Origin of the sequence: Nonomuraea sp. NPDC048901, assembly GCF_040649695.1 — a bacterium.
In the GTDB taxonomy this organism is placed as follows: Bacteria; Actinomycetota; Actinomycetes; order Streptosporangiales; family Streptosporangiaceae; genus Nonomuraea.
In genome coordinates this window covers 61,100-82,028 of the sequence record NZ_JBEZFW010000028.1, presented here as the reverse complement: position 1 = coordinate 82,028, position 20,929 = coordinate 61,100, and the positions used below count along the sequence as shown (strand labels likewise).

Genomic DNA, 20,929 nt, shown 5'->3' with positions numbered 1-20,929 from the left:
GGGATGTCCCCTCCGGGGGAGCCCGATGGAGGGAAGGCGGTGCTAGGGAGGGATGGTGGCCCGGCCGCGAGGGAGGGTGCGGCCGGGCGCTTGTGGGGCGGTCATGAGGAGCGGCGCTTGCCGAACAGCGAGCGGCGCTCGGACTTGTTGCCCTCCAGTGCCTCGCGTACCTGACGGTGTCGCGCGGCGGCCTGGCGCAGCTCGTTGACGTGGCTCTTCATGATCTGGTATTCGATCTCGGGACTCATGGTGGTGTGTCTCCTTCTTGTGTCTTGCTGACACTCTTAAGGTTCGGGCTAAGGCCCCTACCGCCACATCGGGCGGATGCCCTATCTCCCGGGAAACTCCAGGCCAGGGAGTACCTAGGAGGCGCGCCGATGCCGCCTTAGAGATCCGGTTTGGACGTAGCCCACCTGGTCGGCGATCCTGTGGAGGTGTCAACTGTGACTACCTCGCTCGCCGACGTCGGCTCGTCCGGCGCGACGCTGCGAGCATTCCTGCACGGCCTGCCCGGTGTCGACCGGGTCGGCGCGGACCAGCGAGCGGCGATGCTCGGCACCCGCTCCATCAAGACCAGCGCCAAGGCCATGGCGATCGACCTGGCCATCTCGATGGTCGACCTCACCACGCTCGAGGGCGCGGACACGCACGGCAAGGTCCGTGCGATGTGCACCAAGGCGAGGCACCCCGGCGAGGGAGCGCCCCGGGTGGCGGCCGTCTGCGTCTATCCCGACCTGGTGGCCGTGGCCGCCGGCGCGCTGCGCGGCTCGGGGGTGAAGGTCGCCTCGGTGGCGACCGCCTTCCCGAGCGGACGCACCTCGCTGGAGGTCAAGGTGAGCGACACCGCGCTCGCCGTCGCCGCGGGCGCCGACGAGATCGACATGGTGATCGACCGCGGCGCGTTCCTGTCCGGCGACTATCTCAAGGTGTACGAGGAGATCGTCGCGGTGAAGGCCGCCTGCGGCTCCGCCCATCTGAAGGTGATCCTGGAGACCGGCGAGCTGTCGACCTACGACAACGTACGGCGCGCGTCCTGGTTGGCGATGCTGGCCGGCGCCGACTTCATCAAGACCTCCACCGGGAAGGTGGCCCCGGCCGCCACGCCGCCGGTGACGATGATCATGCTGGAGGCGGTGCGCGACTTCCGCGACGAGACGGGCCGGCAGGTCGGCGTGAAGCCGGCCGGCGGCATCCGCACCACCAAGGACGCCATCAAGAACCTCGTGCTGGTCAACGAGACCGCCGGCGAGGACTGGCTGTCGCCCGACTGGTTCAGGCTGGGTGCGTCGTCGCTGCTGAACGACCTGCTGATGCAGCGCCAGAAGCTGACCACCGGCCGTTACGCGGGCCCCGACTACTTCACCCTGGACTGATGATGGCGACCTTCGCATACGCACCGGCGCCCGAGTCGCGCGACATCGTCGATCTGAAGCCGTCGTACGGGCTGTTCATCAATGGCGAGTTCGTGGACGGCTCTGGCTCCGCCTTCAAGACGATCAACCCGGCGACGGAGGAGAAGCTGGCGGAGGTCGCCACGGCCTCCTCCGACGACGTCGACCGGGCCGTACAGGCCGCGCGCAAGGCGTTCGGGGTCTGGAGCGCGATGCCGGGCACCGAACGGGCCAAATACCTGTTCAGGATCGCCCGCATCATCCAGGAACGCGCCCGCGAGCTGGCCGTGCTGGAGTCGCTCGACAACGGCAAGCCCATCCGCGAGTCGCGTGACGTGGACCTGCCGCTCGTCGCCGCGCACTTCTTCTACTACGCCGGCTGGGCCGACAAGCTGGAGTACGCCGGGTTCGGCGCGGACCCCCGGCCGCTCGGCGTCGCCGGGCAGGTCATCCCGTGGAACTTCCCCCTGCTCATGCTGGCCTGGAAGATCGCCCCCGCGCTGGCCTGCGGCAACACGGTGGTGCTGAAGCCGGCCGAGACCACGCCGCTGACGGCGCTGCTGTTCGCGGAGATCTGCCAGCAGGCCGACCTGCCGCCCGGTGTCGTCAACATCGTCACCGGAGCGGGTGAGACCGGCGCCGCCGTGGTCGCCCACCCCGACGTGAACAAGGTGGCCTTCACCGGCTCCACCGAGGTCGGCCGGATCATCGCCCGGACCGTCGCGGGCACCGGCAAGAAGCTCACGCTGGAGCTGGGCGGCAAGGCCGCGAACATCGTCTTCGACGACGCCGCGCTCGACCAGGCCGTCGAGGGCGTGGTCAACGGCATCTTCTTCAACCAGGGGCACGTGTGCTGCGCGGGCTCCCGGCTGCTGGTGCAGGAGTCGATCCAGGACGAGCTGCTGACGGCGCTCAAGCGGCGCCTCGGCACGCTGCGCCTGGGCGACCCGCTCGACAAGAACACCGACATCGGCGCGATCAACTCGGCCGAGCAGCTGGCGAAGATCCGCTCGCTCAGCGACCTCGGCGAGCAGGAGGGGGCCGAGCGCTGGTCGCCCGCCTGCGAACTGCCCGACAAGGGCTTCTGGTTCCCGCCGACCGTCTTCACCGGCGTGGCCCAGTCGCACCGCATCGCCCGGGAGGAGGTCTTCGGCCCGGTGCTGTCGGTGCTGACGTTCCGCACCCCGGCCGAGGCCGTGGAGAAGGCCAACAACACGCCGTACGGGCTGTCGGCCGGGATCTGGACGGAGAAGGGCTCGCGCATCCTGTGGATGGCCGACAAGCTCAGGGCCGGAGTGGTCTGGGCCAACACGTTCAACAGGTTCGACCCGGCCGCGCCGTTCGGCGGGTACAAGGAGTCCGGATACGGCCGAGAGGGCGGGCTGCTCGGGTTGGAGGCCTACCTTGATGTGTGAGCACCGCCGTTCCCGCCGGGGTGGACGGCGGGCGCAGGCCACGCGCGGCCACGCTTTCGCCCGCGCCGGAAGGCCCGTACGCACCGGCTGGTACGCCCACCGCTGCGGGGTGAGCCGGTGCGGCCAGGTCTTCGTGCCGGTCGAGATGTCGGAGGAGACCATGCGGAGGGGGCGCGGCGATGAGTAGGTTGGCCGTTCGCAAGACGTACAAGCTGTACATCGGCGGGGCGTTCCCGCGCTCCGAGAGCGGGAGGTCCTACGCCGTGACCTCGCCCAAGGGCGACTTCCTCGCCAACGCCTCGCGGGCCTCCCGCAAGGACGTCCGTGACGCCGTGGTGGCGGCGCGCAAGGCGTTCCCCGGCTGGTCGGGCGCCACGGCCTACAACCGGGGCCAGATCCTCTACCGGATCGCCGAGATGCTGGAGGGCCGCCGCGCGCAGTTCGCCGAGGAGCTGGGCGGCGGCAAGAAGGCGGCGCTGGAGGCCGTGGACGCCACGGTCGACCGGCTGGTCTGGTACGCGGGCTGGTCGGACAAGATCGCCTCCGTGCACGGCACGGCCAACCCGGTCGCCGGCCCGTACTTCAACCTCTCCTCGCCGGAGCCCACGGGGGTCGTCGCCGTCGTCGCGCCCGAGGACCCGCTGGTGGGGCTGATCTCGGTGATCGCGCCGGTGATCGTGACGGGCAACACGTGCGTCGTGATCGCCTCCGAGCGGACGCCGCTGCCGTCCATCACCCTGGCGGAGGTGCTGGCCACCTCGGACCTGCCGGGCGGCGTCGTCAACGTCCTCACGGGTCATCAGCGGGAGCTCGCGCCCTGGCTGGCGGCCCACATGGACGTCAACGGGCTGGACCTGACCGGTGTGTCCGACGCCGAGCTGGCGCTGACCTGCGAGCAGGCGGCGGCGGAGAACCTCAAGCGGGTCCTGCGCCCGTCGCCGGACGAGGACTGGCGGGCGGCCCCGGCCCTCACCCGCATGACGCGTTTCCTGGAGACGAAGACGGTCTGGCACCCGATGGGGGTCTGACCGTCAGGCCGGTGGGATGTTGGCGTTGAGCCGGAACAGGTTGCCGGCATCCCACACGGTCTTCAGCGCGGCCAGCCGCCGGTAGTCGTCCGGGTCGTAGGCCAGGCGGACCTGGTCGGGCGCGGTGTTCTCGCCGTACAGGAAGTTGAGGCCGCGGCCTCCGGTGTCCCACGGCGACAGCGCCTCGCGGACCCCGTCGTGGAGCGGGCGCACCTCGCCGGGGTCGCCGCCCGGCGCGAGCCGGGACAGGACGCCGACCTGATACTGGGCGTCGCGGTTGACTACGGGCCCGAGGCCCGGCTTGTCCAGCGCGCCACCCAGGTGCCTGATCTCCAGGATGGCGCGCTCGGCCTCCAGCAGCGCGTCCACGGCCCGCGCGGGCAGCTCGCGCAGCAGCGAGTGGGTGGCGTAGTAGGCCATCGGCTCGGCCGGGTCGTTGTGGATGCTGCCCGACTCGGTGTACGGCAGCTCCTTCACCGAGTCCACGAGCCGGGGCCCGATCGCGCGCAGCGGCTCCAGCAGGCGCTCGCCCTCCTCCGGGCCGCCCGTGTACGCGATCCGCACGTGGCCGACGCGGCGGCCGCGGAACACCTCGGGCACCTGCGGGGCGTCGGGGAACGGGATCACCGCGATGGACGAGGTCATCTCCTCGGGCAGGTCCCGTGTCCACTCGGCCCAGCGCTTCACCACGTCGGTGGCGAGATCGAAGAACAGGCCGCCCCCGTACAGACCGGTCACCGGGACCAGGCCGATCTCCAGCGCCGTGACCACGCCGAAGTTGCCGCGCCCGCCGAGCAGCGCCCAGAACAGGTCCGGCTCCGTCGCGGCCGTCACCTCCCTGAGTACGCCGTCGGCGGTGACCACTTCGACGGCGCGTACCTGGTCGACGGCGTAGCCATAACGGCGCGCCATGAGCCCGAGCCCGCCGCCGAGCGTGTAGGACACGGCGCCGACGGACGGGGCCGAGCCGGACAGCGGGGCCAGCCCGTGGCGGGCCGCCTCCTCGATGACCCGCGACCAGCGCACGCCCGCCTCGATCCTGGCCGTCGCGGTCTCGGGATCCACCCGTACGCCGGTCATCCTGCGGGTGCTGATGAGCAGGCCGCCGTCGGCCGCCATCGGCATGCCGTGCCCGGTGGCCTGCACGGCCACCGGCAGCCCGTCCGCCGCGGCCATGGCCACGGCCGCGCGTACGTCGGTGGCGTCCGTCGCGCCGACGATCACGTCCGGCCGGTGCCGGGCGAGAGCCTGGAAACCGGCCCGCTCGTCGTCATATCCCTCATCACCCGGTCGGAACACCGGGCACTTCAGCATGTCCATGCGATTCAGCTTGTGTCCGGCTCATCCAGAAGTCAAAGAGATGGATTGCCTGACTGCTAGCATGATTTGTTATGGAGCTCCGGCAGCTTGAGTACTTCGTGGCAGTGACCGAGGAGGCCGGCTTCACCCGGGCCGCGGCGCGGCTCCATGTGGCCCAGCCCGGGGTGAGCGCGCAGATCCGGCAGCTGGAGCGGGAGCTGGGCCAGCCGCTGTTCGACCGCTCGGCGCGGCAGGTGCGCCTCACCAAGGTGGGGGAGGCGGTGCTGCCGTACGCGCGCGCCGCCCTCGCGGCGGTCGCCGCCGCCCGGCTGGTCGTCGACGAGATGACCGGGCTGTTGCGCGGGCACGTCGTGATGGGCACCGTCTCGGCGCCCTCCGTGCTCGACCTGCCGGGGCTGCTGGCCGACTTCCACGACCGGCATCCGTCCGTGGAGATCTCGTTGCAGGAGTCCGATCCGGAGAGCTTGATCGAGGCGGTGCGGGCGGGGCGGATGGACCTCGGGCTCATCGGCATCGGATCGAGCGTGCCGGCGGGGCTGGACGCGCAGGTGGTGATCGACCAGGCTTTGGTGGCCGCCGTCGGGCTCACTCACGACTTGGCGGCTCAGGGTTCGGCGGGGATGCCCGTCATCACGTTGCGGGAGCTGGCGGATCGGGCGCTGATCTGCCTGCCGCGCGGCACCGGTCTGCGGGCCGCGCTCGACGAGGCGTGCGCCGCCGCCGGGTTTACGCCGCATGTCGCCTTCGAGGCCAGCGAGCCGTACGTGCTGGGGCAGCTCGCCGCCAAAGGGCTCGGCCTGGCCGTACTGCCCGAGTCGGCGGTCACCGTCGCGAAGGACGACCTGCACGTACTGGAGATCACCGAGCCGCGGCTGCGCGGCCGGATGGCGCTCATCTGGCGGGCCACGGGGCCGTCGGGGCCTGCCGCGCGAGCGTTCATCGACCACGCCCGCCGCCGACTGCCCGACTTCCCCTGAATCGGACGTCAGCTTGAGAAGCCGCGCGGCCGGACCGGCGGGTGGGCGGCCGACAGCTGGGCGGCCAGGCCGAGGAGTTGCGGCTCGCCGCCGGGTGGGGCGATGAGCTGGACGCCGATCGGCAGGCCGCTGGAGTGGGTGGCGATGGGGACGGTGAGCGCGGGCCAGCCGCACATGTTCCAGGCGCCGGTGGCTGGTGCGTACCTGACGTTGGCCAGCAGGTTGCGCGCGAGCCCGCGCTCGCCCCAGCGGTCGGCTTTCGGCGGAATCCGGGCCAGTGTCGGCGTGATGAGCACGTCGGCGTCACCGAACCACTGGTCGGCGCCGTAACCGTGCCAGCGGGCGCGGCCCCGCTCGCCGTCCAGTCTGAGCGCGTGGAGCACCCGGCCCGCGCGGGCCAGCGCGCGGGTGCGCGGTTCCAGGCGCGTGCGGTCGAGGCCGGTGGCCGCTCCGGAAGCGCGGGTCAGCCAGGTGGCGATCGTGGCGGGGCCGAGGGCGGCCGGCAGGCGTTGCTCGTGCTCGACGACCGTGTGCCCGGCGACCCTGAGGGTCTCGGCCGCCGCGCGTACCGCCGCCTGGAACTCGCGGTCCATCGGCAGGCCCACCGGCAGCGGCTGCGGGGCGTAGGCCACGCGCAGGTCGAAGGGCTCCGGGGTCTCGTGCGGCGGCCGGGGCGCCCATACCTCGTCGTCGTCATCCGCCCAGACCGAGCGGAGCATGCGCGGCCGGGGCTCGATCCGCTCGCCGCCGCGCCAGGACTCGGCCAGGCCCTCGTCGGCGGCCAGGACGGAGAGCATCAGCGCCAGGTCGGGCACGTTCCTGGCCAGCGGGCCGTTCTCGGTGAGGCCGCCCCAGGTCTCCGTCGGCGGTGGTACGAGACCCGTGCCCGGCTTGATGGCGAACACCCCGCAGCATGCCCCGGGAATGCGCAGCGAGCCCATCCCGTCGTTGCCCAGCGCCAGCGGCACCATCCCGGCCGACACCGCCGCGGCGCTGCCCGCCGACGAGCCGCCGGCCGTACGGGCCAGGTTCCAGGGGTTGCGCACGGTGCCGTAGGCGCTGTCGCCGAAGGCGACCAGGCCCAGCTCGGGCAGGTTCGTCAGGCCGACGATCACCGCGCCGGCCGCGCGCAGCCGGCCGACCGTCTCGTGGTCCTTGGGCGCGGGCGTGTCCGCCGTCGCGGCGGATCCGCCGCGGGTGGCCTCGCCCGCGACCTCCAGGTTGTCCTTCACCGCGACGGGTACGCCCGCCAGCGGCAGGTCGGCCAGGTCGCGGCGCTCCTGCACGGCCCGCGCCTCGTCCAGGGCCCGCTCTCTGACCAGCCGGAACGCCCCGACTCCTGGATCGCGCTCGGCGATCGCGTGAAGGTGTTCCTCGACGATGGCCGCGGCGGTGACCTCACCCCGACGTACGGCCGTCGCGATCTCGATGGCGGACCTGCCTGTCCACAACATGCTTAAAGTGTGCGGCTTTTCACCCTTCGTTGCGAGGCTCCCGGCCGGCCTGCTTCAGCGCGAGCCGCAACGCGTACTCGATCTGCGCGTTGACGCTGCGGAGATCGTCGGCCGCCCACTTGGCGAGGGCGTCGTAGACGGCCGGATCAAGGCGCAGCAGGAGCTTCTTGCGCTCAGGCATACAGGCTGCCGGTGTTCACCACCGGCTGGATCGCCCGGTCGCCGCAGAGGACGACCAAGAGGTTGGAGACCATCTGCGCTTTACGCTCCTCGTCCAGCTCCACCACCTGCTCGGCGGCCAGCCTATCGAGCGCGAGCTGGACCATGCCCACAGCGCCTTCGACGATTCGGGTACGCGCCGCCACGACCTGCGCGGCCTGCTGGCGGACCAGCATGGCCTGGGCGATCTCGGGAGCGTAGGCGAGGTGCGTGATGCGCGCCTCCAGCACTTCGATCCCGGCCAGCTCGGTGCGCTCGCGCAGCTCGGCGGTGAGCTCGGCGGCCACCTCCGTGCCGTCGCGCAGGCTGGTGCGACCGGCTTCGTGCGAGTCGTAGGGGTGCGTGGTGGCCAGGTGGCGCACGGCCGCCTCCGACTGAATCTCGACGTAGTCCTCATAGTCATCCACCGAGAACTTGGCCTTGGCCGCGTCGTCCACCTTGTAGACGACCACCGCGGCGATCTCGACAGGGTTGCCGTCGGCGTCGTTGACCTTGAGCTTGGCCGTCTCGAAGTTGCGGACCCTGAGCGTGATCGTGGTCTTGTTGGTGAACGGCAGCACCCACTGTAAGCCCGCGTCCTCGACCGTGCCGATGTAGCGGCCGAAGAACTGCACCACCTTCGCCTCGTTCGGGTTGACCACGGTGAACCCGCTGGCGACCAGTGCGAAGAGGACGATCCACCCGATGCCCAGAACCTCCGGCGAGCCGATGGCCGCCACGGCGGCGAGCACCAGCAGGACGAGGAGGACCAGGAAACCGTTCAGGCGGAAGGCGTATCGTTCCATCCCGACTCCTTGCTATCGAAGTGATATCACAATGATAGCGCGTCTACGCTTGGTCCGCGTGAACGGACCATCTCTGGCCACCGGCCAGCGCTCCCTGGGCGACCCCTCGATCACGTATCCGCTGTGGCCGCCGCTGACCCGCGGCTGCCCCAGGACGAGCACCACGTCATTGGCCTATCCGGTCGAGGTCGACTACGACTACGCGCGGGTCAGCGCGACCCTGTTCGAGCAGGAGCCGGGGCCCGACCTCGCGCGCTGGTCGCCGCTGCTGCCGCCGCTGCACGCGCCCACGCTGGGCGAGGGCGGCACGCCGCTGATCCCGCTGGAAGGCGTGTACGTCAAGGACGAGTCACGCAACCCCACCTGGTCGCACAAGGACCGGCTCAACCGGGTCGCGGTAAGCGCGGCAGTGGGCGCGGGGGCGCCGGGCGTGGTGGTGGCCTCGTCGGGCAACCACGGCGCCTCGGCCGCCGCGTACGCCGCCCGCGCCGGACTGCCCGCCATCGTGCTCGCCTCGGCCGACGCGCCGCCCGCCGTCCATTCGCTCGTTCGCGCGTACGGGGGCAAGGTGCTCGCTGTGCCGGTCGAGGCGCGCTGGCCGCTGATGCGCGAGATCGTGGACCGGCTCGGCTACCACCCGGTCAGCAACCTGACCGTCACCCACACCGGGCACCCGTTCGGGGCCGAGGGCTACAAGACGATCGCGTACGAGTTGTTCCTGCAGCTCGGCCGGGTGCCGGCGGCGGTGTTCGCGCCGACGGGCTACGCGGAGCTGCTCTACGGAGTCTGGAAGGGGTTCACCGAGCTGCGCCGGCTCGGGCTGGCGGGTACGACGCCGCGCATGTTCTCCTGCGAGGCCGCCGCGGGCGGTCCCCACGCGCGGGCCGTCGCCACGGGGGCGCCGGCCGCGATCGTCTCGCTCGGGCACACGGACGCGTACGGCATCGGCGGTTCGGTGGGCGGCCACCGGGGCGTACGGGCGGTGCGCGACAGCGACGGCGAGGCGCTGCTGGTCACCGACGAGGAGATGCGGGCGGCCCAGCGGGCGCTGGCCCGGCAGGGGCTGTGGCAGGAGCTGTCGGGGGCGGCGGGGCTGGCCGCCTACCGCAAGCTGGGGCGGGACTTCGACGGGCCGGTGGTCTGTGTCGCCACGTCCAGCGGGTTCAAGGATGTGGGGGTGGGGTCGGAGACGGTCGAGGTACTGACGAACCCGACCATGGACGACGTACTGTGAGGTCGTCTGCGGGGTTGCGGCGCGTCTGGGTCACGCCTTCAGCCATACCCGGAGCGGGCCGATCGGGGTGAAGCCGTGCCGGGACGCGGGGGCCGGGTCGGTCTCGTAGCCGACCAGTGGGCGGCCGGGGAACAGCTCGGCCGCCAGCGCCACTGTGCCCGACCAGGCGGCGTCCAGGTCGCAGCCCAAGGCGAACACGTTCGAGACGCCCACCACACTGCCGCTCGCGTTGAGCGCGGACCCGCACACGATGTCGCCGCCGATCCGGCCCGCCAGCACGGTGACCTCGCTCAGCAGCGGCGGCCGGAACAGATCCGTGTCATCCGCCGGAAAACAGGCGCGCTCCCAGTCACGGAGCGTGCCCGCGTCGCGGACCGCCTCCCAGGCGATGAGATCCCCGGTCGCCGCCGGGGCGATGGCCTCGCCGGTCGTCGTGGGGGCCGGGCGGTGGATCCACTTGGCCTCGAACAGCAGGTTCCACCCGGGTGGCGGCTGGAGCAGCGCGAAGCTGTCCTTGACCGAGGCGCTCCGCTTGCCCTCGACCCCGGCCAGCAGGTCGGCCCACGTCGCCTCGGGGGAGAGGGTGACGGCATCGGGATAGTAGGTCGGGGTGACGCCGGCGTTGGTCCAGCTCAGCGCGCTGAACGTGCCGAGGGACCCGTGCGAGCGGCACACCGCGTCGCACCACTCGGCGTTGTTGCGCGCCGCCTCAAGCAGCCGGTCATCGGTCATCTCGGCTCCCGTTCGGCCGCGGGGGTCATCTCGGATTCGCGCGGCGGGTGGGGGCCGCGGTCAGCGGATCCTCCGGCCAGGGGTGCCGGGGGTAGCGGCCGCGTAGTTCCGCGCGGACCGCACGGTAGCCCTCGCGCCAGAACGACGCAAGGTCAGCGGTGACCGCCACCGGGCGTCCGGCGGGGGAGAGCAGGTGTACGAGGAGCGGTACGCCCGCGACCTTCGGCGTCTCCGTCCAGCCGAACAGCTCCTGCAGCTTGACCGCCAGCACCGGTTGCCCGCCCGAATAGTCCACGCGGACGCGGGAGCCGCTGGGCACCGCGACGCGCTCGGGCGCCACCTCGTCCAGCCGCCGGCTCCATGGGATCAGCCGCTTCAGGGCGGTGGCCACGTCGATGCGCTCCAGGTCGGCTCGGCGGCGAGCGCGGGACAGCTCCGGCTCCAGCCAGCGTTCGGCGATCTCCGCCAGGTCGTCCATCGGGAGCCACGGGTCGCCGAGTTCGCGATGGCAGAACGCCAGGCGGTCCCTGAGGGCGGTGGCCTCCTTGGTCCAGGTCAGTACGTCCTCGGTGCGCAGGCCGTACAGGATGGCCTCGCGTATGTCGGCGTTCTTGAGCGGGGTTGCGGAGAGCTCGATCGCGCCCAGCCGCTCGACGACGCGGGCGGACACGTCGCCGCGGCGCTCGCCCGGCGGGGTGCGCCAGGCGATCTCCTCCTCGGTGGTCACCGGGAACGCCAGCCTGGCGGTCTCCTCATCGATCACCACGGCCTGACGGATCCGGGCTGACGCCGAGCCGGTCGGACGGTCGGCCACCGCCACGGCCAGCCACTTCGCCTCGCCGAGCCGCGACCCCTCGGCCAACTGCGCCTGGGTGCCGGACGCCATCAGGTATCCACCGCCCCGCCGCCGCGCCACCCGCTCAGGAAACGCCAACGCCACCGCCAGCCCGGCCACGGCGTCGTCGGTCATCTCCCGTCTGGCCGGTGACGCGGGTCCCCGGTCCTGGGGTGGGGTGCTTCTTGTGAGGCGGCGGACCTCCTGGCGCCAGCGGGCTGTGAAGCCGTCGCGGCCATGGCGGGCCGAGCGCCAGATCTCCACGAGGTCGTCACCCGCGTCGCGGGGGAGCTGGTCGGACAGGAGCGCCACCACCTCGGCGGCGCGCGGTCCGAGGTCGAGGAGCGCTCTGGCCAGGCGCGGGTGCACGCCGACCAGTGCCATCCGTCGCCCCCGCGCGGTCACTCGCCACATCACCCGGTCGGTGCCACCACCGGTTACCTGGCCGGTGCTGTCGCCGGTCACATGGTCGGTGCCGTCGTCCGACCCGTACCAGGGCGTGGTGGTGCCGGGGGCTGGTTCCAGGGCGCCCAGGGTGTGGAGGGTGCGGGTGGCGGCGGTCATCGCGGCAGGTGGTGGTGGGTCGAGCAGGGCGAGGCCTGAGGCGTCCGGGTCGCCCCAGCAGGCGGCCTGCAGTGCGAACCCCGTGAGGTCCGCCAAAGCGATCTCCGGCCGTGCGTGGTCGGCGAGCCGCTCGTGCTCCGCCGCCGTCCAGCACCGGTACACCGTGCCGGGAGCCTCCCGCCCGGCCCGGCCGGCGCGCTGGTCGGCCGATGCCTTCGAGACCCGTACGGTGGTGAGCGAGCCGAGGCCCCGGGCGTGGTCGGTGCGCGGCTCCCTGGCCAGGCCCGAGTCCACCACCACCCGCACCCCCGGCACGGTCAGGCTCGACTCCGCCACCGACGTGGCCAGCACCACCCTGCGCGCCGACCCGGGCGACAGCACCGCGTCTTGGACCCGGGCCGGCGCCTGCCCATGCACCTGAAGCACCTCGACACCACCCGAGAGCCCACTGCCGAGCTGGGCGGCCACCCTGGCGATCTCGCCCGTGCCGGGCAGGAAGCACAGGATGTCGCCCTCCCGTTCGGCCAGCGCCTGCCGTACGACCTGGGCCACGTGCGAGAGCAGCGCGGGGTCGACCCGGAGGCCGTGCGGCGGGGCGACCGGGCGTACCGGTGGCGTCCACACGATCTCGACAGGGTGTGTCGCGCCCGACGCGCGCACGATCGGCGCGTCGCCGAGCAGGCGGGACCAGGGGGCGGCGTCCGCGGTGGCCGAGGCGGCGAGGAGGCGCAGGTCGGGGCGGAGCGTGTCCCGTACGTCGAGCAGGAAAGCGAGCGCCGTGTCGGCGTCGAGGTGGCGTTCGTGGCATTCGTCGAGCATCACCACGTCCACGCCAGAAAGCTCCTGGTCGCGCTGGAGCCGCTGCAGGAGTACGCCGGTGGTGACGACCTCCACCAGGGGGTTCGCGCCGGTGTGCCGTTCGCCGCGGATCGTATAGCTGACGCCCATCCGTTTGGCCGCGGCTCGTACAGCCAGTCGCCGCGGCTCCGCCACCAGCACCCGTAGCCCGGACGCCGCCAGGGCGAGCGGGACGACGGTGGTCTTGCCCGTGCCGGGCGGTGAGGTCAGGATGGCCGACCCGGCGCGGTCGAGCACGTTGAGCAGCTCGGGCAGGACCTGCTGGATGGGCAGTCCATCAGCCGGGGACACCGGCCGCCCGTCAGGCTGGGGCAGCGGTAGGCCGTCGAACGCGGGCCGTCGCTCAGACCGGGACATGAGCCGCCGAAAGGATCGCGTCGAGCAGGCCGGGGAAGCGGGCGTCGAGGCCGTCGCGCCGCAGGCTGATGTACTTCAGCCGCCCCTCCTGTCTCGACATGATCACCCCGGCCTCGCGCAGCGTTCGGTAGTGGTGCGAGGCCGTCGACTTGTGGACGCCGAGGTCGTCGCCCGCCGCCGTGCACGTTATCTCGCCGCGGCTGGCCAGACGGATGACGATCTCCATGCGTATGGGATCGGACAGCGCCCGCAACACCTCGGTGAGCTGGATGTCGGCAGTGGCCGGATGGGGAAGCAGGCGCATGGTCCGACCTTACCTCCGTCGCATTGTTTGACAACAATCCAACGATAGTCCAGTTTGATGAGCATCAAACTGAAGGAGACTCAGTGAGCAGTCGGCTCTATCCTCTCGCGCTCGGGAATTTCGCCGTCGGCACCGGCATGTTCGTCACCGCCGGGCTGCTGGCGCCCATTTCACATGATCTGGATATCTCGTTATCGGCGGCCGGCCAGCTGATGACCGTGTTCGCGCTGGCCTACGCGTTGCTGTCGCCGGTGCTGGCCGCCCTGACCGCGCGGCTGTCGCGCCGGCGGGTGCTGCTGATCGCGCTGGCCGTGTTCGTGCTGGGCAACACGTTGACCGCGCTGGCGCCCACGTACCCGCTGGTGATGGTCACCCGCGTGGTCGCGGCGGCGGGGGCGGCGATGTTCACGCCGACCGCCTCCGGTGTCGCCACGGCGCTGAGTTCGCCCGAACGCCGTGGTCGCGCGCTCGCGCTGGTGATGGGCGGCCTGAGCGTCGCGTCGGCGATCGGCGTGCCGCTGGGTACCTGGCTCGGGTCCGCGTTGAGCTGGCGGGCCACGATCTGGCTCGTGGTCGCGCTCGGCGTCCTCGGCTTCGCCGGGGTGGTCGCCGTGGTGCCCGACGTCATGGTCGAGACCACGGGACGGCTGGCCGACCGGTTCGCCCCGCTGGCCGACCGGCGGGTCCTGGCGGTGCTGACGACGCAGTTGCTGATGTTCGCCGCCGGGTTCGCCGCCTACACCTATATCGGCTCGCTGTTCGACCTGCCGCTGCCCGCCGTCCTGTGGGCGTGGGGGATCGGCGGGGTCGTGGGCAACCAGGTCGGCGGGCGGTTCACCGACCTGTACGGGCCGCGGCGGATGGTGCTGATCGGCATCGCCGCCTCGACGGTGTTCATGGCGCTCATCCCGGTCGCCAACCTCGCCCTGCCCATCGCCCTGGTGTGGGCGCTCTGCTGGGGCGCGCTCGGGTGGCTGGTCGCGCCGGCGCAGCAGTACAGGACCGTGGCGGCCGTGCCGCACAACGTGCCGATCGGTCTTGGACTGCTGTCTTCGGCGCAGTACGTCGGGTTGTTCGTGGCGGGCATCACCGGCGGCCTGGCGCTCGACGGGTACGGCAGGGCGGGCGTGATCGTGCTGGCCACCGGGCTCGCGCTGCTGGCGCTGGTCTTCACGCTGGTGACCTATCGGTCGGAGACGGTCAGCTCGTCGAGCGAGAGCGTGCCGGTCAGATAGCGCTGTACGTTGGGCGCCACCAGGGCCGCCACCCGGTCCACGGGCAGCGAGGCCAGCGGATCGACCTTGAGCACGTAGCGGAACATGGCCATGCCGACCAGCTGCGATCCGGCGAGCAGCGCGCGGATCTCGGCGTGGTCGCCGGGCAGCCGCTCGGCGAGCGGCCCGAGCAGATCCACCCGCGTGAGGTTCGTCACCAGGTCGGCCGCGGCCGGGGTGGCGGCGGCCGCCTGAAGGATGGCGGTCAGCCGCGGGCCGTGCGCGGGATGCTCCCAGAGCGACAGATATCTGGTCACCAGCCGCTCGCCTATGTGCTCCGGGTCGCCGTCGAGGGCCTCGGCCATCAGCCGGACCGGCATGCTGTGCTCGATCGCCGCGCGGAACAGCCCCTCCTTGCTCCCGAAGAAGTGCATCACCAGCGCCGGATCGACGCCCGCCGCGCGGGCCACGGCCCTGATCGTGGTCTGCCCGTAGCCCTGCGCGGTGAAGGAGTCGACCGCGGCCTCCAAGATCGACGTCCTGGTCGGGGGGCTGCCCGGGCGCCTTCCGCGTTCTTCGGCCATGGGGCCATTCAACTACGGAAATTCATCTATGTAGAATTCGACGGCCATGAATTCAACAGTGATGAAGTCAACAGACAGTGAATTTCTATGAGGAAGATCATCGGCGTGCTCGTCGGGGTCTCGTTGCTCGGCATGCTCTTCTCCGGGTCGTTCCTCGGGACGTTCTTCGAGCCGGAGCCGCACGGCGTGCCGGTCGCGGTGGTCGGGCCGGACACGCTGGTGAACCAGCTGTCGAGGGCCATGGAAGACAAGCAGCCCGGCGGCTTCGACCTGCGGGAATACACCTCCGTCGACGTTGCCCACGAGGCCCTGCTCGGCCGGGAGGTGGACGCGATCCTGGTCCCGCGGGAGGGCAGGCTCGTGGTGGCCAGCGCGGGCGGGCGCGCGGGCGCCGCCGCGATCACCGGGGCCTTCCAAGCCGCCGAGCAGGCGCGGGGCCGGGCGCTGCGGGTGGAGGACGCGGTGCCGCTCGCCGCTGGTGACGTGGGCGGCACGTCCGGCATGTTCTACGTGCTCAGCCTGGTGCTGCCCGGCCTCGCGATGGCCCTGCTGCTCACGAAGGTCGCGCCCGGCCACGGCGTGGCTCTGCGGGTCGGGGTGATGGTGGCGGGCGCCCTGGTGGCGGCCTCGGTCAATGCCTGGCTCGCGGACGTGGTGCTCGGCGCCCTGCCCGGCAGATACGGCTGGCTGGTCGCGGTGTCGGCGGGGATCGTACTGACCATCGGGCTGGTCGTCTCGGGCCTGCTCAAGACCGTCGGCATCGGGGGGATGGTGCTGGCGGCGCTGCTGTTCATCCCGATCGGGCTGCCGGCCAGCGGCGGCCCGATCGGGGCGCGGTTCATTCCCGAGTGGTACGCCGCGATCGGCCGCTTCCTGCCGGTGGAACCGGGGAGCGAGGTGGTGCGCAACACCGTCTACTTCGACGGGGCCGCGCTGGGGACGCCGCTAGGAGTGCTGGCGGCCTGGGCGCTGCTCGGGGTGGTCCTCCTGGCGCTGCCCCGCCGCCGTACGAGCTCCCACCAGGCGGCTCATCGCATACGCCGGTGAGTGGCTCAGCCCTGGGCGGGGATCCAGCCGATGGTGACCGCGAGGATGACGAACAGCCCGAGCAGGATGCGATAGATGACGAACCCGGTGAAGCGGTGCTGGCTGATGTACTTCAGGAACCAGGCCACCGCCGCATAGCCGACGACGAACGAGATGACCGTCGCCAGGATGGTCGGCCCCCAGTCGGGTGCCTGGCCCCCGCCGATCTGGGCGACCTCCAGCAGGCCCGACGACAGGACCGCGGGGATGGCCAGCAGGAAGGAGTATTTGGCGGCGTCCTCGCGCCGATAGTCGAGCAGCAGACCCGCCGTGATCGTGCCACCGGAGCGGGAGACGCCCGGGATCAGCGCCAGGGCCTGCGCGAAGCCGTAGACGATGGCGTGCGTGAAGCTCAGGTGCTTCTCCAGCGTGAGCCTGTTGCGGGCGGTGTAGTCGGCGAACCAGAGGATGATGCCGAAGACGATCAGCGTGGTGCCCACCAGGCGCAGGTCGCGGAAGACCGTCTCGATCTGGTCCTTGAACACCAGGCCCAGGATGCCGATGGGCAGGGATCCGACGATCACGTACCAGCCCATGCGGGCGGCGTAGTGGCTGCGCAGTTCGGGCGTCCACAGGGCGCGGGTCCAGGTGGAGATGATCTCCCAGATCTCTTTCCTGAAGTAGATCAGCACCGCCGTCTCGGTGCCGAGCTGGATCACCGCCGTGAACGCGGCGCCGGGATCCTGCCAGCCGAAGAACGCGGACACCACGCGAATATGGGCACTTGAGGAGATCGGCAGGAACTCCGTGAGGCCCTGAATCAGCCCCAGCACCACCGCTTCGAGCCAGCCGATCACGACTACACCTTCCCCATACCCGCGTAAGTGACGAGGCGAGGCTAGCGGATACGGGGGCCCAGCAGTTGCTCGCGGAGTGCGGTCAGCTGGTGGGAATGCTCGACGGAACGGCTCTCGTCGAGCGAATCGAGTGCCAGCAGCAGCGCGTCGGCCACGATGATGCCGGTCAGCGGCTCGGCGCTGATGCCGGTGGGCGTGTGAGGGGCGGCCAGTACGGCGTCGACCCGGTCGGCGAAAGTGCCGCCCAACTCGTCCGAGATGAGGATCACGCCGGCGCCCACCGCGTGCGCCCGGTCGATCAGCACCGTGAGCTCCCTGAGCTTGCGGCCCGGCTGGAAGATGACCACGGCCTCGCCGTGCTGGAGCGAGAGCAGGTCGTCGGCCAGCGCGAAGCCGGTGGCCGAGACCGCGCGGGCCCGGTGACCACGGCGCCCCAGCTTGAGCGCGAAGTAACGTGCAGACGGCTCGGAGGCGCCCGCGCCGTAGACGAGCACCGAGCTCGCGTGGGCCATCACCTCGATCGCGCGCTGGAACGCCTCCGCGTCATAGAGCCGACGGCCGTGGTCGAGGCGCTCGCGGGCCTCGTCGAAGACCCGGTCCCAGATCGCCGACAGGTCGTGGCCGACATGGCTGATGCGCTGCCGCATGCGTACGTCGGGCGCCACGGCCGAGGTGAACTCACCGGCGAGCGCCCGCTTCAGCCCCGGCAGCCCGCCGAAGCCGAGCCGCTGCATGGTGCGGATCACGGTGGCGTTGCTCGTGCCGGAGGCCGTGCCCAGCTCCTGCGCGCTGGAGAAGAGGATCTGCTCGGGCGCAGCGGAGATCAAGAACTGGCACACGGCGCGCTCGGCGGGAGACAGCTCGTCCCAGAGCTGCTTCACCGTGCTCCTGAGCTGCTCGATCGGACTGTGTGAATTTTCCATTACGAACCTTGACTCCTGTGTAGCGCTCATTACTCTTTCCTGGAAACGACCGCTACGGACTCGTTGCCTCACTGAAATGAACGTTACAGGCAGCGGCCGGTCCAAGGAGCACCATTGAGCCTCACATCCCTGCCCGTCGTCGAGATCGCCGGGGGTCCGCGAGAACGCGGGCGCCAGTACGGCGAGCAGGCCCGCGAGCGGATCCACCGGGCGCTGGCCTACTACGCCGAGGCGTTCGCCCACTCCAGCGGCCTGGACTGGCCACAGGTGACGCAGCGGGCGGCGCGCTGGGTGGAGCCGAGCAAGGCGTTCGCCCCCGACCTGGTCGAGGAGATGGAGGGCATCGCGGAGGGCGCCGGCGTCGAGTTCCTCGACATCGTCGCGCTGAACGCGCGCGGAGAGATCATCTACGACACCACGTTCAACTCCATGGAGCCGGACGGGTGCACCTCCTTCGCCCTGATGGAGCAGGCGTCCGGCGACGGCCACGTCTACGCGGGCCAGAACTGGGACTGGCGCGCCGGCGTGGCCGACACGGTCATGGTGCTCAGGGTGGTCCAGCCGGGCAAGCCCACCGTGATCATGCACGTCGAGGCGGGCCAGGTCGGGCGGCAGGGGGCCAACTCGGCGGGCATCGCGCTCAACGCCAACGGGCTCGGCGGGCGCTTCGACGACACGATCGGCGTGCCGCAGACGCTGATCAGGCGCCGGGTCCTCGACAGCGCCGACCTCAACTCGGCGCTGGAGGCGCTGACCAAGTCGCGGGCGCACATCGCCAGCAACGCGCTGGTCACCCACCGCGCCGGCTTCGCGATCGACCTGGAGACCACGCCCGGCGCCGTCGGCTGGATGTATCCCACCGACGGACTGCTCGTGCACGGCAACCACTACCAGGCGTTCATGCCGCCCCAACTGGCTGCCACCTACCGCCCCGGCTCGGCCGACTCGCTGTTCCGGGTGCCGCGCGCGGAGGGCGGGCTGCGGGCCGTACGCCACGCGTCCGGCAGCGACGAGGCGCGCAAGCTGATCCGGCACGCCATGTCCGACCACCTCGGCTACCCCGAGTCGCTCTGCACCCACCCGGACGAGAGCCAGCCCCCTGTCAAGCAGTGGGCCACCCTGCTGTCGAGCTGCGTCGACCTCACCACGGGCGACTACTTGATCGCCGCCGGCACGCCCTGCGACCACGAGTACGAGCGCGTGCCCTGGAACCTCTACGACGGACCGCACGGAGAAGAGACGTTGTGAAGAAGACACTCGCTGTGGCCGGGCTGATCGGTCTCACCGCCGCGTGCGGTGGCCCGGCCGCCACCACCAAGGCGCCCGACCCGGCCAAGCTCACGCTGGTGAACCAGACGGCCAAGGCGACCGGCGCGCTCGACTCGGCCACCTGGCTGCTCGACGAGGAGCCGGGCACGCTGGACATGGACATCGACGGCAACACCGACAACCGCACGGTCCTGGCCAACGTCTGCGAGCGGCTCATGCAGACGCAGCCCGACATGACGGTCAAGCCGTGGCTGGCCGAGAAGATCGACCAGCCCGACCCCAAGACCATGGTCATGACCCTGCGCAAGGACGCCACCTTCCACGACGGCTCGCCGGTCACCGCCGACGACGTCGTGTGGAGCCTGAAGCGGCACTCGGGCGAGGGCATGGACGAGTCCGACGAGTTCGAGGACGTCGAGTCGATCAGCAAGTCCGGCGAGGGCCGGGTCACGATCGCGTTCAAGAAGCCGAACGCGCTGTTCGTCCAGGCCATGGCGGGCGGCGCGGGCATCGTGCTGAACCAGAAGGTCGTGGACAAGCTCGGCAAGGAGTACGGCACGCCGGGCCACGAGGACGCCTGCAGCGGGCCGTACCAGGTGAAGGACTGGAAGTCGGGCACCGAGCTGTCCATCGAGCGCTATGACGCCTATTGGAACAAGGACGTCAAGCCGCTCACCAAGACGGTGACCTTCAAATGGGCCGGCGACACGGCGCTGGTCAACAGCCTGACGACGGGCGCGGCCGACGGCGCCTACCTCTCCAGCACCGGCCCGGCGGTCGCGCTGCAGGGCAACCAGGCGGTCAACGTCGCCTACGGGCCCACCACGCGGGTGTTCGTGCTGCTGCCCACCGACCGCGGCGTGCTGAAGGACCCGAAGATCCGCCGGGCGCTGTCGCTGGCGGTCGACCGGGCGGGCATCGCCAAGTCCGGGTTCGCCGGGCTGGCCAGACCGTGGAAGGTGCCGGTGGGCGCGGGCGCCTGGTCGTACGAGAAGCAGGCCTTCCAGACGGCCTACGACCAGCTGTCCGGCGCGCCCGAGACGCCGTCGCTCGACGAGGCCAAGAAGCTGGTCCAGGAGGCCGGAACGCCCAAGGAGCCGATCGTGGTGGCCACCAACGGGGACGAGACCCGTACGGTGATCGCCAACGCGGTGGTCGACGCGGCCAAGAAGATCGGGCTCACGGCGCAGATCAAGACCGTGCCCCCTTCGGAGTTCGGCAGCTTCTACACCGACAAGTCGCTGCGCGCCCAGGTCGACCTGGTGCCCGACGACTGGTACATCACCAAGTCCGACCCGATCGGCTTCTACGACAACGGCCTGACGGGCTCGGCCAACAACTGGGTCGGCTTCAGCTCGCCCGAATACGACGCGCTCGTCGCCAAGGCGCTGGCCGGCACCGACGACGCCCAGCGCGCCAAGGACGTCATCGAGCTGCAGCGGCGCTTCACCGCCGACATGGTGTGGATCTCGCTCGTCGAGGTGCCGTCCGCGGTCGTGCTCGGCGGCAAGGTGACCGGGCCGCCCGCCTCCCAGGTGTACATGGGCTACCCGTGGGCCGCCGACCTCGGGGCCAAGGGCTGA

General features: G+C 71.2%; 21 protein-coding genes. 10 read left to right on the top strand and 11 right to left on the bottom strand.

Annotated elements, in window-relative coordinates; all coding sequences use genetic code 11:
- Positions 1-101 precede the first annotated feature (101 nt).
- A complete protein-coding gene (locus tag AB0C30_RS53325; protein ID WP_357649218.1) occupies positions 102-248 on the bottom strand; it encodes a hypothetical protein in 147 nt (48 codons plus the stop codon).
- Between the two features lie 195 nt (positions 249-443).
- Here AB0C30_RS53325 and deoC point away from each other — a divergent pair, with 195 nt between their 5' ends.
- Genes deoC through AB0C30_RS53305 form a run of 4 tightly spaced genes read left to right on the top strand, consistent with a single transcriptional unit; the run spans position 444 to position 3,834 of the window.
- Positions 444-1,373 carry a deoxyribose-phosphate aldolase gene (gene deoC / locus AB0C30_RS53320; protein WP_357959308.1) on the top strand — a complete coding sequence of 310 codons (930 nt, stop codon included), beginning with the start codon at positions 444-446 and terminating at the stop codon, positions 1,371-1,373.
- A 2-nt stretch (positions 1,374-1,375) separates the two neighbouring features.
- Complete coding sequence (locus AB0C30_RS53315; protein ID WP_357959305.1) at positions 1,376-2,806, top strand: aldehyde dehydrogenase family protein; 1,431 nt, start codon at positions 1,376-1,378, stop codon at positions 2,804-2,806.
- Positions 2,799-2,993: a hypothetical protein gene (locus AB0C30_RS53310; RefSeq protein ID WP_357959182.1), complete on the top strand. Its 195-nt coding sequence runs from the start codon at positions 2,799-2,801 to the stop codon at positions 2,991-2,993. Before AB0C30_RS53315 ends, AB0C30_RS53310 begins: the two co-directional genes overlap by 8 nt.
- A complete protein-coding gene (locus AB0C30_RS53305; RefSeq protein WP_357959180.1) occupies positions 2,986-3,834 on the top strand; it encodes an aldehyde dehydrogenase family protein in 849 nt (282 codons plus the stop codon). The genes AB0C30_RS53310 and AB0C30_RS53305 overlap by 8 nt, the downstream gene beginning before the upstream one ends.
- 3 nt (positions 3,835-3,837) lie before the next feature.
- Here AB0C30_RS53305 and AB0C30_RS53300 read toward each other — a convergent pair whose 3' ends face one another.
- Positions 3,838-5,154, bottom strand: coding sequence for an FAD-binding protein (locus AB0C30_RS53300; RefSeq protein WP_357959177.1), 1,317 nt, complete (start codon positions 5,152-5,154; stop codon positions 3,838-3,840).
- A gap of 71 nt (positions 5,155-5,225) precedes the next feature.
- Between AB0C30_RS53300 and AB0C30_RS53295 the strand changes: the two genes are divergently transcribed.
- Positions 5,226-6,131 (top strand): LysR substrate-binding domain-containing protein, encoded by a 906-nt coding sequence (locus AB0C30_RS53295; protein WP_357959175.1) that lies wholly within the window; start codon positions 5,226-5,228, stop codon positions 6,129-6,131.
- Positions 6,132-6,139: 8 nt separating this feature from the next.
- On the opposite strand, the gene AB0C30_RS53290 is transcribed toward AB0C30_RS53295, so the two are convergent.
- The 3 genes from AB0C30_RS53290 to AB0C30_RS53280 are packed head-to-tail and all read right to left on the bottom strand — an operon-like array spanning position 6,140 to position 8,589.
- Positions 6,140-7,585, bottom strand: coding sequence for an amidase (locus AB0C30_RS53290; RefSeq protein WP_357959172.1), 1,446 nt, complete (start codon positions 7,583-7,585; stop codon positions 6,140-6,142).
- A gap of 19 nt (positions 7,586-7,604) precedes the next feature.
- Positions 7,605-7,766, bottom strand: a complete 162-nt coding sequence (locus tag AB0C30_RS53285) for a hypothetical protein (RefSeq protein ID WP_357649351.1) — start codon at positions 7,764-7,766, stop codon at positions 7,605-7,607.
- A complete protein-coding gene (locus tag AB0C30_RS53280; RefSeq protein WP_357959169.1) occupies positions 7,759-8,589 on the bottom strand; it encodes an SPFH domain-containing protein in 831 nt (276 codons plus the stop codon). The genes AB0C30_RS53285 and AB0C30_RS53280 overlap by 8 nt, the downstream gene beginning before the upstream one ends.
- 58 nt (positions 8,590-8,647) lie before the next feature.
- Between AB0C30_RS53280 and AB0C30_RS53275 the strand changes: the two genes are divergently transcribed.
- Entirely contained in the window at positions 8,648-9,823 is a 1,176-nt protein-coding gene (locus AB0C30_RS53275; RefSeq protein ID WP_357959166.1) for a pyridoxal-phosphate dependent enzyme, read from the top strand.
- Positions 9,824-9,853: 30 nt separating this feature from the next.
- Here the strand turns inward: AB0C30_RS53275 and AB0C30_RS53270 are convergent, their stop codons facing one another.
- The 3 genes from AB0C30_RS53270 to AB0C30_RS53260 are packed head-to-tail and all read right to left on the bottom strand — an operon-like array spanning position 9,854 to position 13,473.
- The gene (locus tag AB0C30_RS53270; RefSeq protein WP_357959164.1) at positions 9,854-10,555 is read right to left on the bottom strand and encodes a hypothetical protein; all 702 of its coding nucleotides are present in this window, start codon (positions 10,553-10,555) and stop codon (positions 9,854-9,856) included.
- A gap of 25 nt (positions 10,556-10,580) precedes the next feature.
- A complete protein-coding gene (locus AB0C30_RS53265) occupies positions 10,581-13,169 on the bottom strand; it encodes an ATP-dependent helicase C-terminal domain-containing protein (RefSeq protein ID WP_357959161.1) in 2,589 nt (862 codons plus the stop codon).
- Positions 13,156-13,473, bottom strand: a complete 318-nt coding sequence (locus AB0C30_RS53260; RefSeq protein WP_357959159.1) for a helix-turn-helix transcriptional regulator — start codon at positions 13,471-13,473, stop codon at positions 13,156-13,158. Before AB0C30_RS53260 ends, AB0C30_RS53265 begins: the two co-directional genes overlap by 14 nt.
- An 83-nt stretch (positions 13,474-13,556) precedes the next feature.
- Here AB0C30_RS53260 and AB0C30_RS53255 point away from each other — a divergent pair, with 83 nt between their 5' ends.
- A complete protein-coding gene (locus tag AB0C30_RS53255; protein WP_357959156.1) occupies positions 13,557-14,708 on the top strand; it encodes an MFS transporter in 1,152 nt (383 codons plus the stop codon).
- On the opposite strand, the gene AB0C30_RS53250 is transcribed toward AB0C30_RS53255, so the two are convergent.
- Positions 14,657-15,271, bottom strand: coding sequence for a TetR family transcriptional regulator (locus tag AB0C30_RS53250; RefSeq protein WP_357959153.1), 615 nt, complete (start codon positions 15,269-15,271; stop codon positions 14,657-14,659). The two genes, AB0C30_RS53255 and AB0C30_RS53250, sit on opposite strands and share 52 nt — an antisense overlap.
- A gap of 87 nt (positions 15,272-15,358) precedes the next feature.
- Here AB0C30_RS53250 and AB0C30_RS53245 point away from each other — a divergent pair, with 87 nt between their 5' ends.
- On the top strand, positions 15,359-16,318 hold the full coding sequence (locus AB0C30_RS53245) for a hypothetical protein (RefSeq protein WP_357959150.1): 960 nt from the start codon (positions 15,359-15,361) through the stop codon (positions 16,316-16,318).
- 5 nt (positions 16,319-16,323) lie between these two features.
- On the opposite strand, the gene AB0C30_RS53240 is transcribed toward AB0C30_RS53245, so the two are convergent.
- Positions 16,324-17,154 carry an undecaprenyl-diphosphate phosphatase gene (locus tag AB0C30_RS53240; protein ID WP_357959147.1) on the bottom strand — a complete coding sequence of 277 codons (831 nt, stop codon included), beginning with the start codon at positions 17,152-17,154 and terminating at the stop codon, positions 16,324-16,326.
- Positions 17,155-17,195: 41 nt separating this feature from the next.
- Positions 17,196-18,077, bottom strand: a complete 882-nt coding sequence (locus AB0C30_RS53235) for a MurR/RpiR family transcriptional regulator (protein ID WP_357959143.1) — start codon at positions 18,075-18,077, stop codon at positions 17,196-17,198.
- Positions 18,078-18,191: 114 nt separating this feature from the next.
- On the opposite strand from AB0C30_RS53235, the gene AB0C30_RS53230 reads away from it, so the two are divergent.
- Positions 18,192-19,325 carry a C45 family peptidase gene (locus tag AB0C30_RS53230; RefSeq protein WP_357959140.1) on the top strand — a complete coding sequence of 378 codons (1,134 nt, stop codon included), beginning with the start codon at positions 18,192-18,194 and terminating at the stop codon, positions 19,323-19,325.
- Entirely contained in the window at positions 19,322-20,929 is a 1,608-nt protein-coding gene (locus AB0C30_RS53225; protein ID WP_357959137.1) for an ABC transporter substrate-binding protein, read from the top strand. Before AB0C30_RS53230 ends, AB0C30_RS53225 begins: the two co-directional genes overlap by 4 nt.

What these genes read in the sequence shown, in the direction of transcription:
- AB0C30_RS53325 (WP_357649218.1), bottom strand. Translation starts at nt 248, where the DNA reads ATGAGTCCCGAGATCGAATACCAGATCATGAAGAGCCACGTCAACGAG.
- AB0C30_RS53315 (WP_357959305.1), top strand. Translation starts at nt 1,376, where the DNA reads ATGGCGACCTTCGCATACGCACCGGCGCCCGAGTCGCGCGACATCGTC.
- AB0C30_RS53310 (WP_357959182.1), top strand. Translation starts at nt 2,799, where the DNA reads ATGTGTGAGCACCGCCGTTCCCGCCGGGGTGGACGGCGGGCGCAGGCC.
- AB0C30_RS53305 (WP_357959180.1), top strand. Translation starts at nt 2,986, where the DNA reads ATGAGTAGGTTGGCCGTTCGCAAGACGTACAAGCTGTACATCGGCGGG.
- AB0C30_RS53300 (WP_357959177.1), bottom strand. Translation starts at nt 5,154, where the DNA reads ATGGACATGCTGAAGTGCCCGGTGTTCCGACCGGGTGATGAGGGATAT.
- AB0C30_RS53295 (WP_357959175.1), top strand. Translation starts at nt 5,226, where the DNA reads ATGGAGCTCCGGCAGCTTGAGTACTTCGTGGCAGTGACCGAGGAGGCC.
- AB0C30_RS53290 (WP_357959172.1), bottom strand. Translation starts at nt 7,585, where the DNA reads ATGTTGTGGACAGGCAGGTCCGCCATCGAGATCGCGACGGCCGTACGT.
- AB0C30_RS53285 (WP_357649351.1), bottom strand. Translation starts at nt 7,766, where the DNA reads ATGCCTGAGCGCAAGAAGCTCCTGCTGCGCCTTGATCCGGCCGTCTAC.
- AB0C30_RS53280 (WP_357959169.1), bottom strand. Translation starts at nt 8,589, where the DNA reads ATGGAACGATACGCCTTCCGCCTGAACGGTTTCCTGGTCCTCCTCGTC.
- AB0C30_RS53270 (WP_357959164.1), bottom strand. Translation starts at nt 10,555, where the DNA reads ATGACCGATGACCGGCTGCTTGAGGCGGCGCGCAACAACGCCGAGTGG.
- AB0C30_RS53265 (WP_357959161.1), bottom strand. Translation starts at nt 13,169, where the DNA reads ATGTCCCGGTCTGAGCGACGGCCCGCGTTCGACGGCCTACCGCTGCCC.
- AB0C30_RS53260 (WP_357959159.1), bottom strand. Translation starts at nt 13,473, where the DNA reads ATGCGCCTGCTTCCCCATCCGGCCACTGCCGACATCCAGCTCACCGAG.
- AB0C30_RS53250 (WP_357959153.1), bottom strand. Translation starts at nt 15,271, where the DNA reads ATGGCCGAAGAACGCGGAAGGCGCCCGGGCAGCCCCCCGACCAGGACG.
- AB0C30_RS53245 (WP_357959150.1), top strand. Translation starts at nt 15,359, where the DNA reads ATGAGGAAGATCATCGGCGTGCTCGTCGGGGTCTCGTTGCTCGGCATG.
- AB0C30_RS53235 (WP_357959143.1), bottom strand. Translation starts at nt 18,077, where the DNA reads ATGGAAAATTCACACAGTCCGATCGAGCAGCTCAGGAGCACGGTGAAG.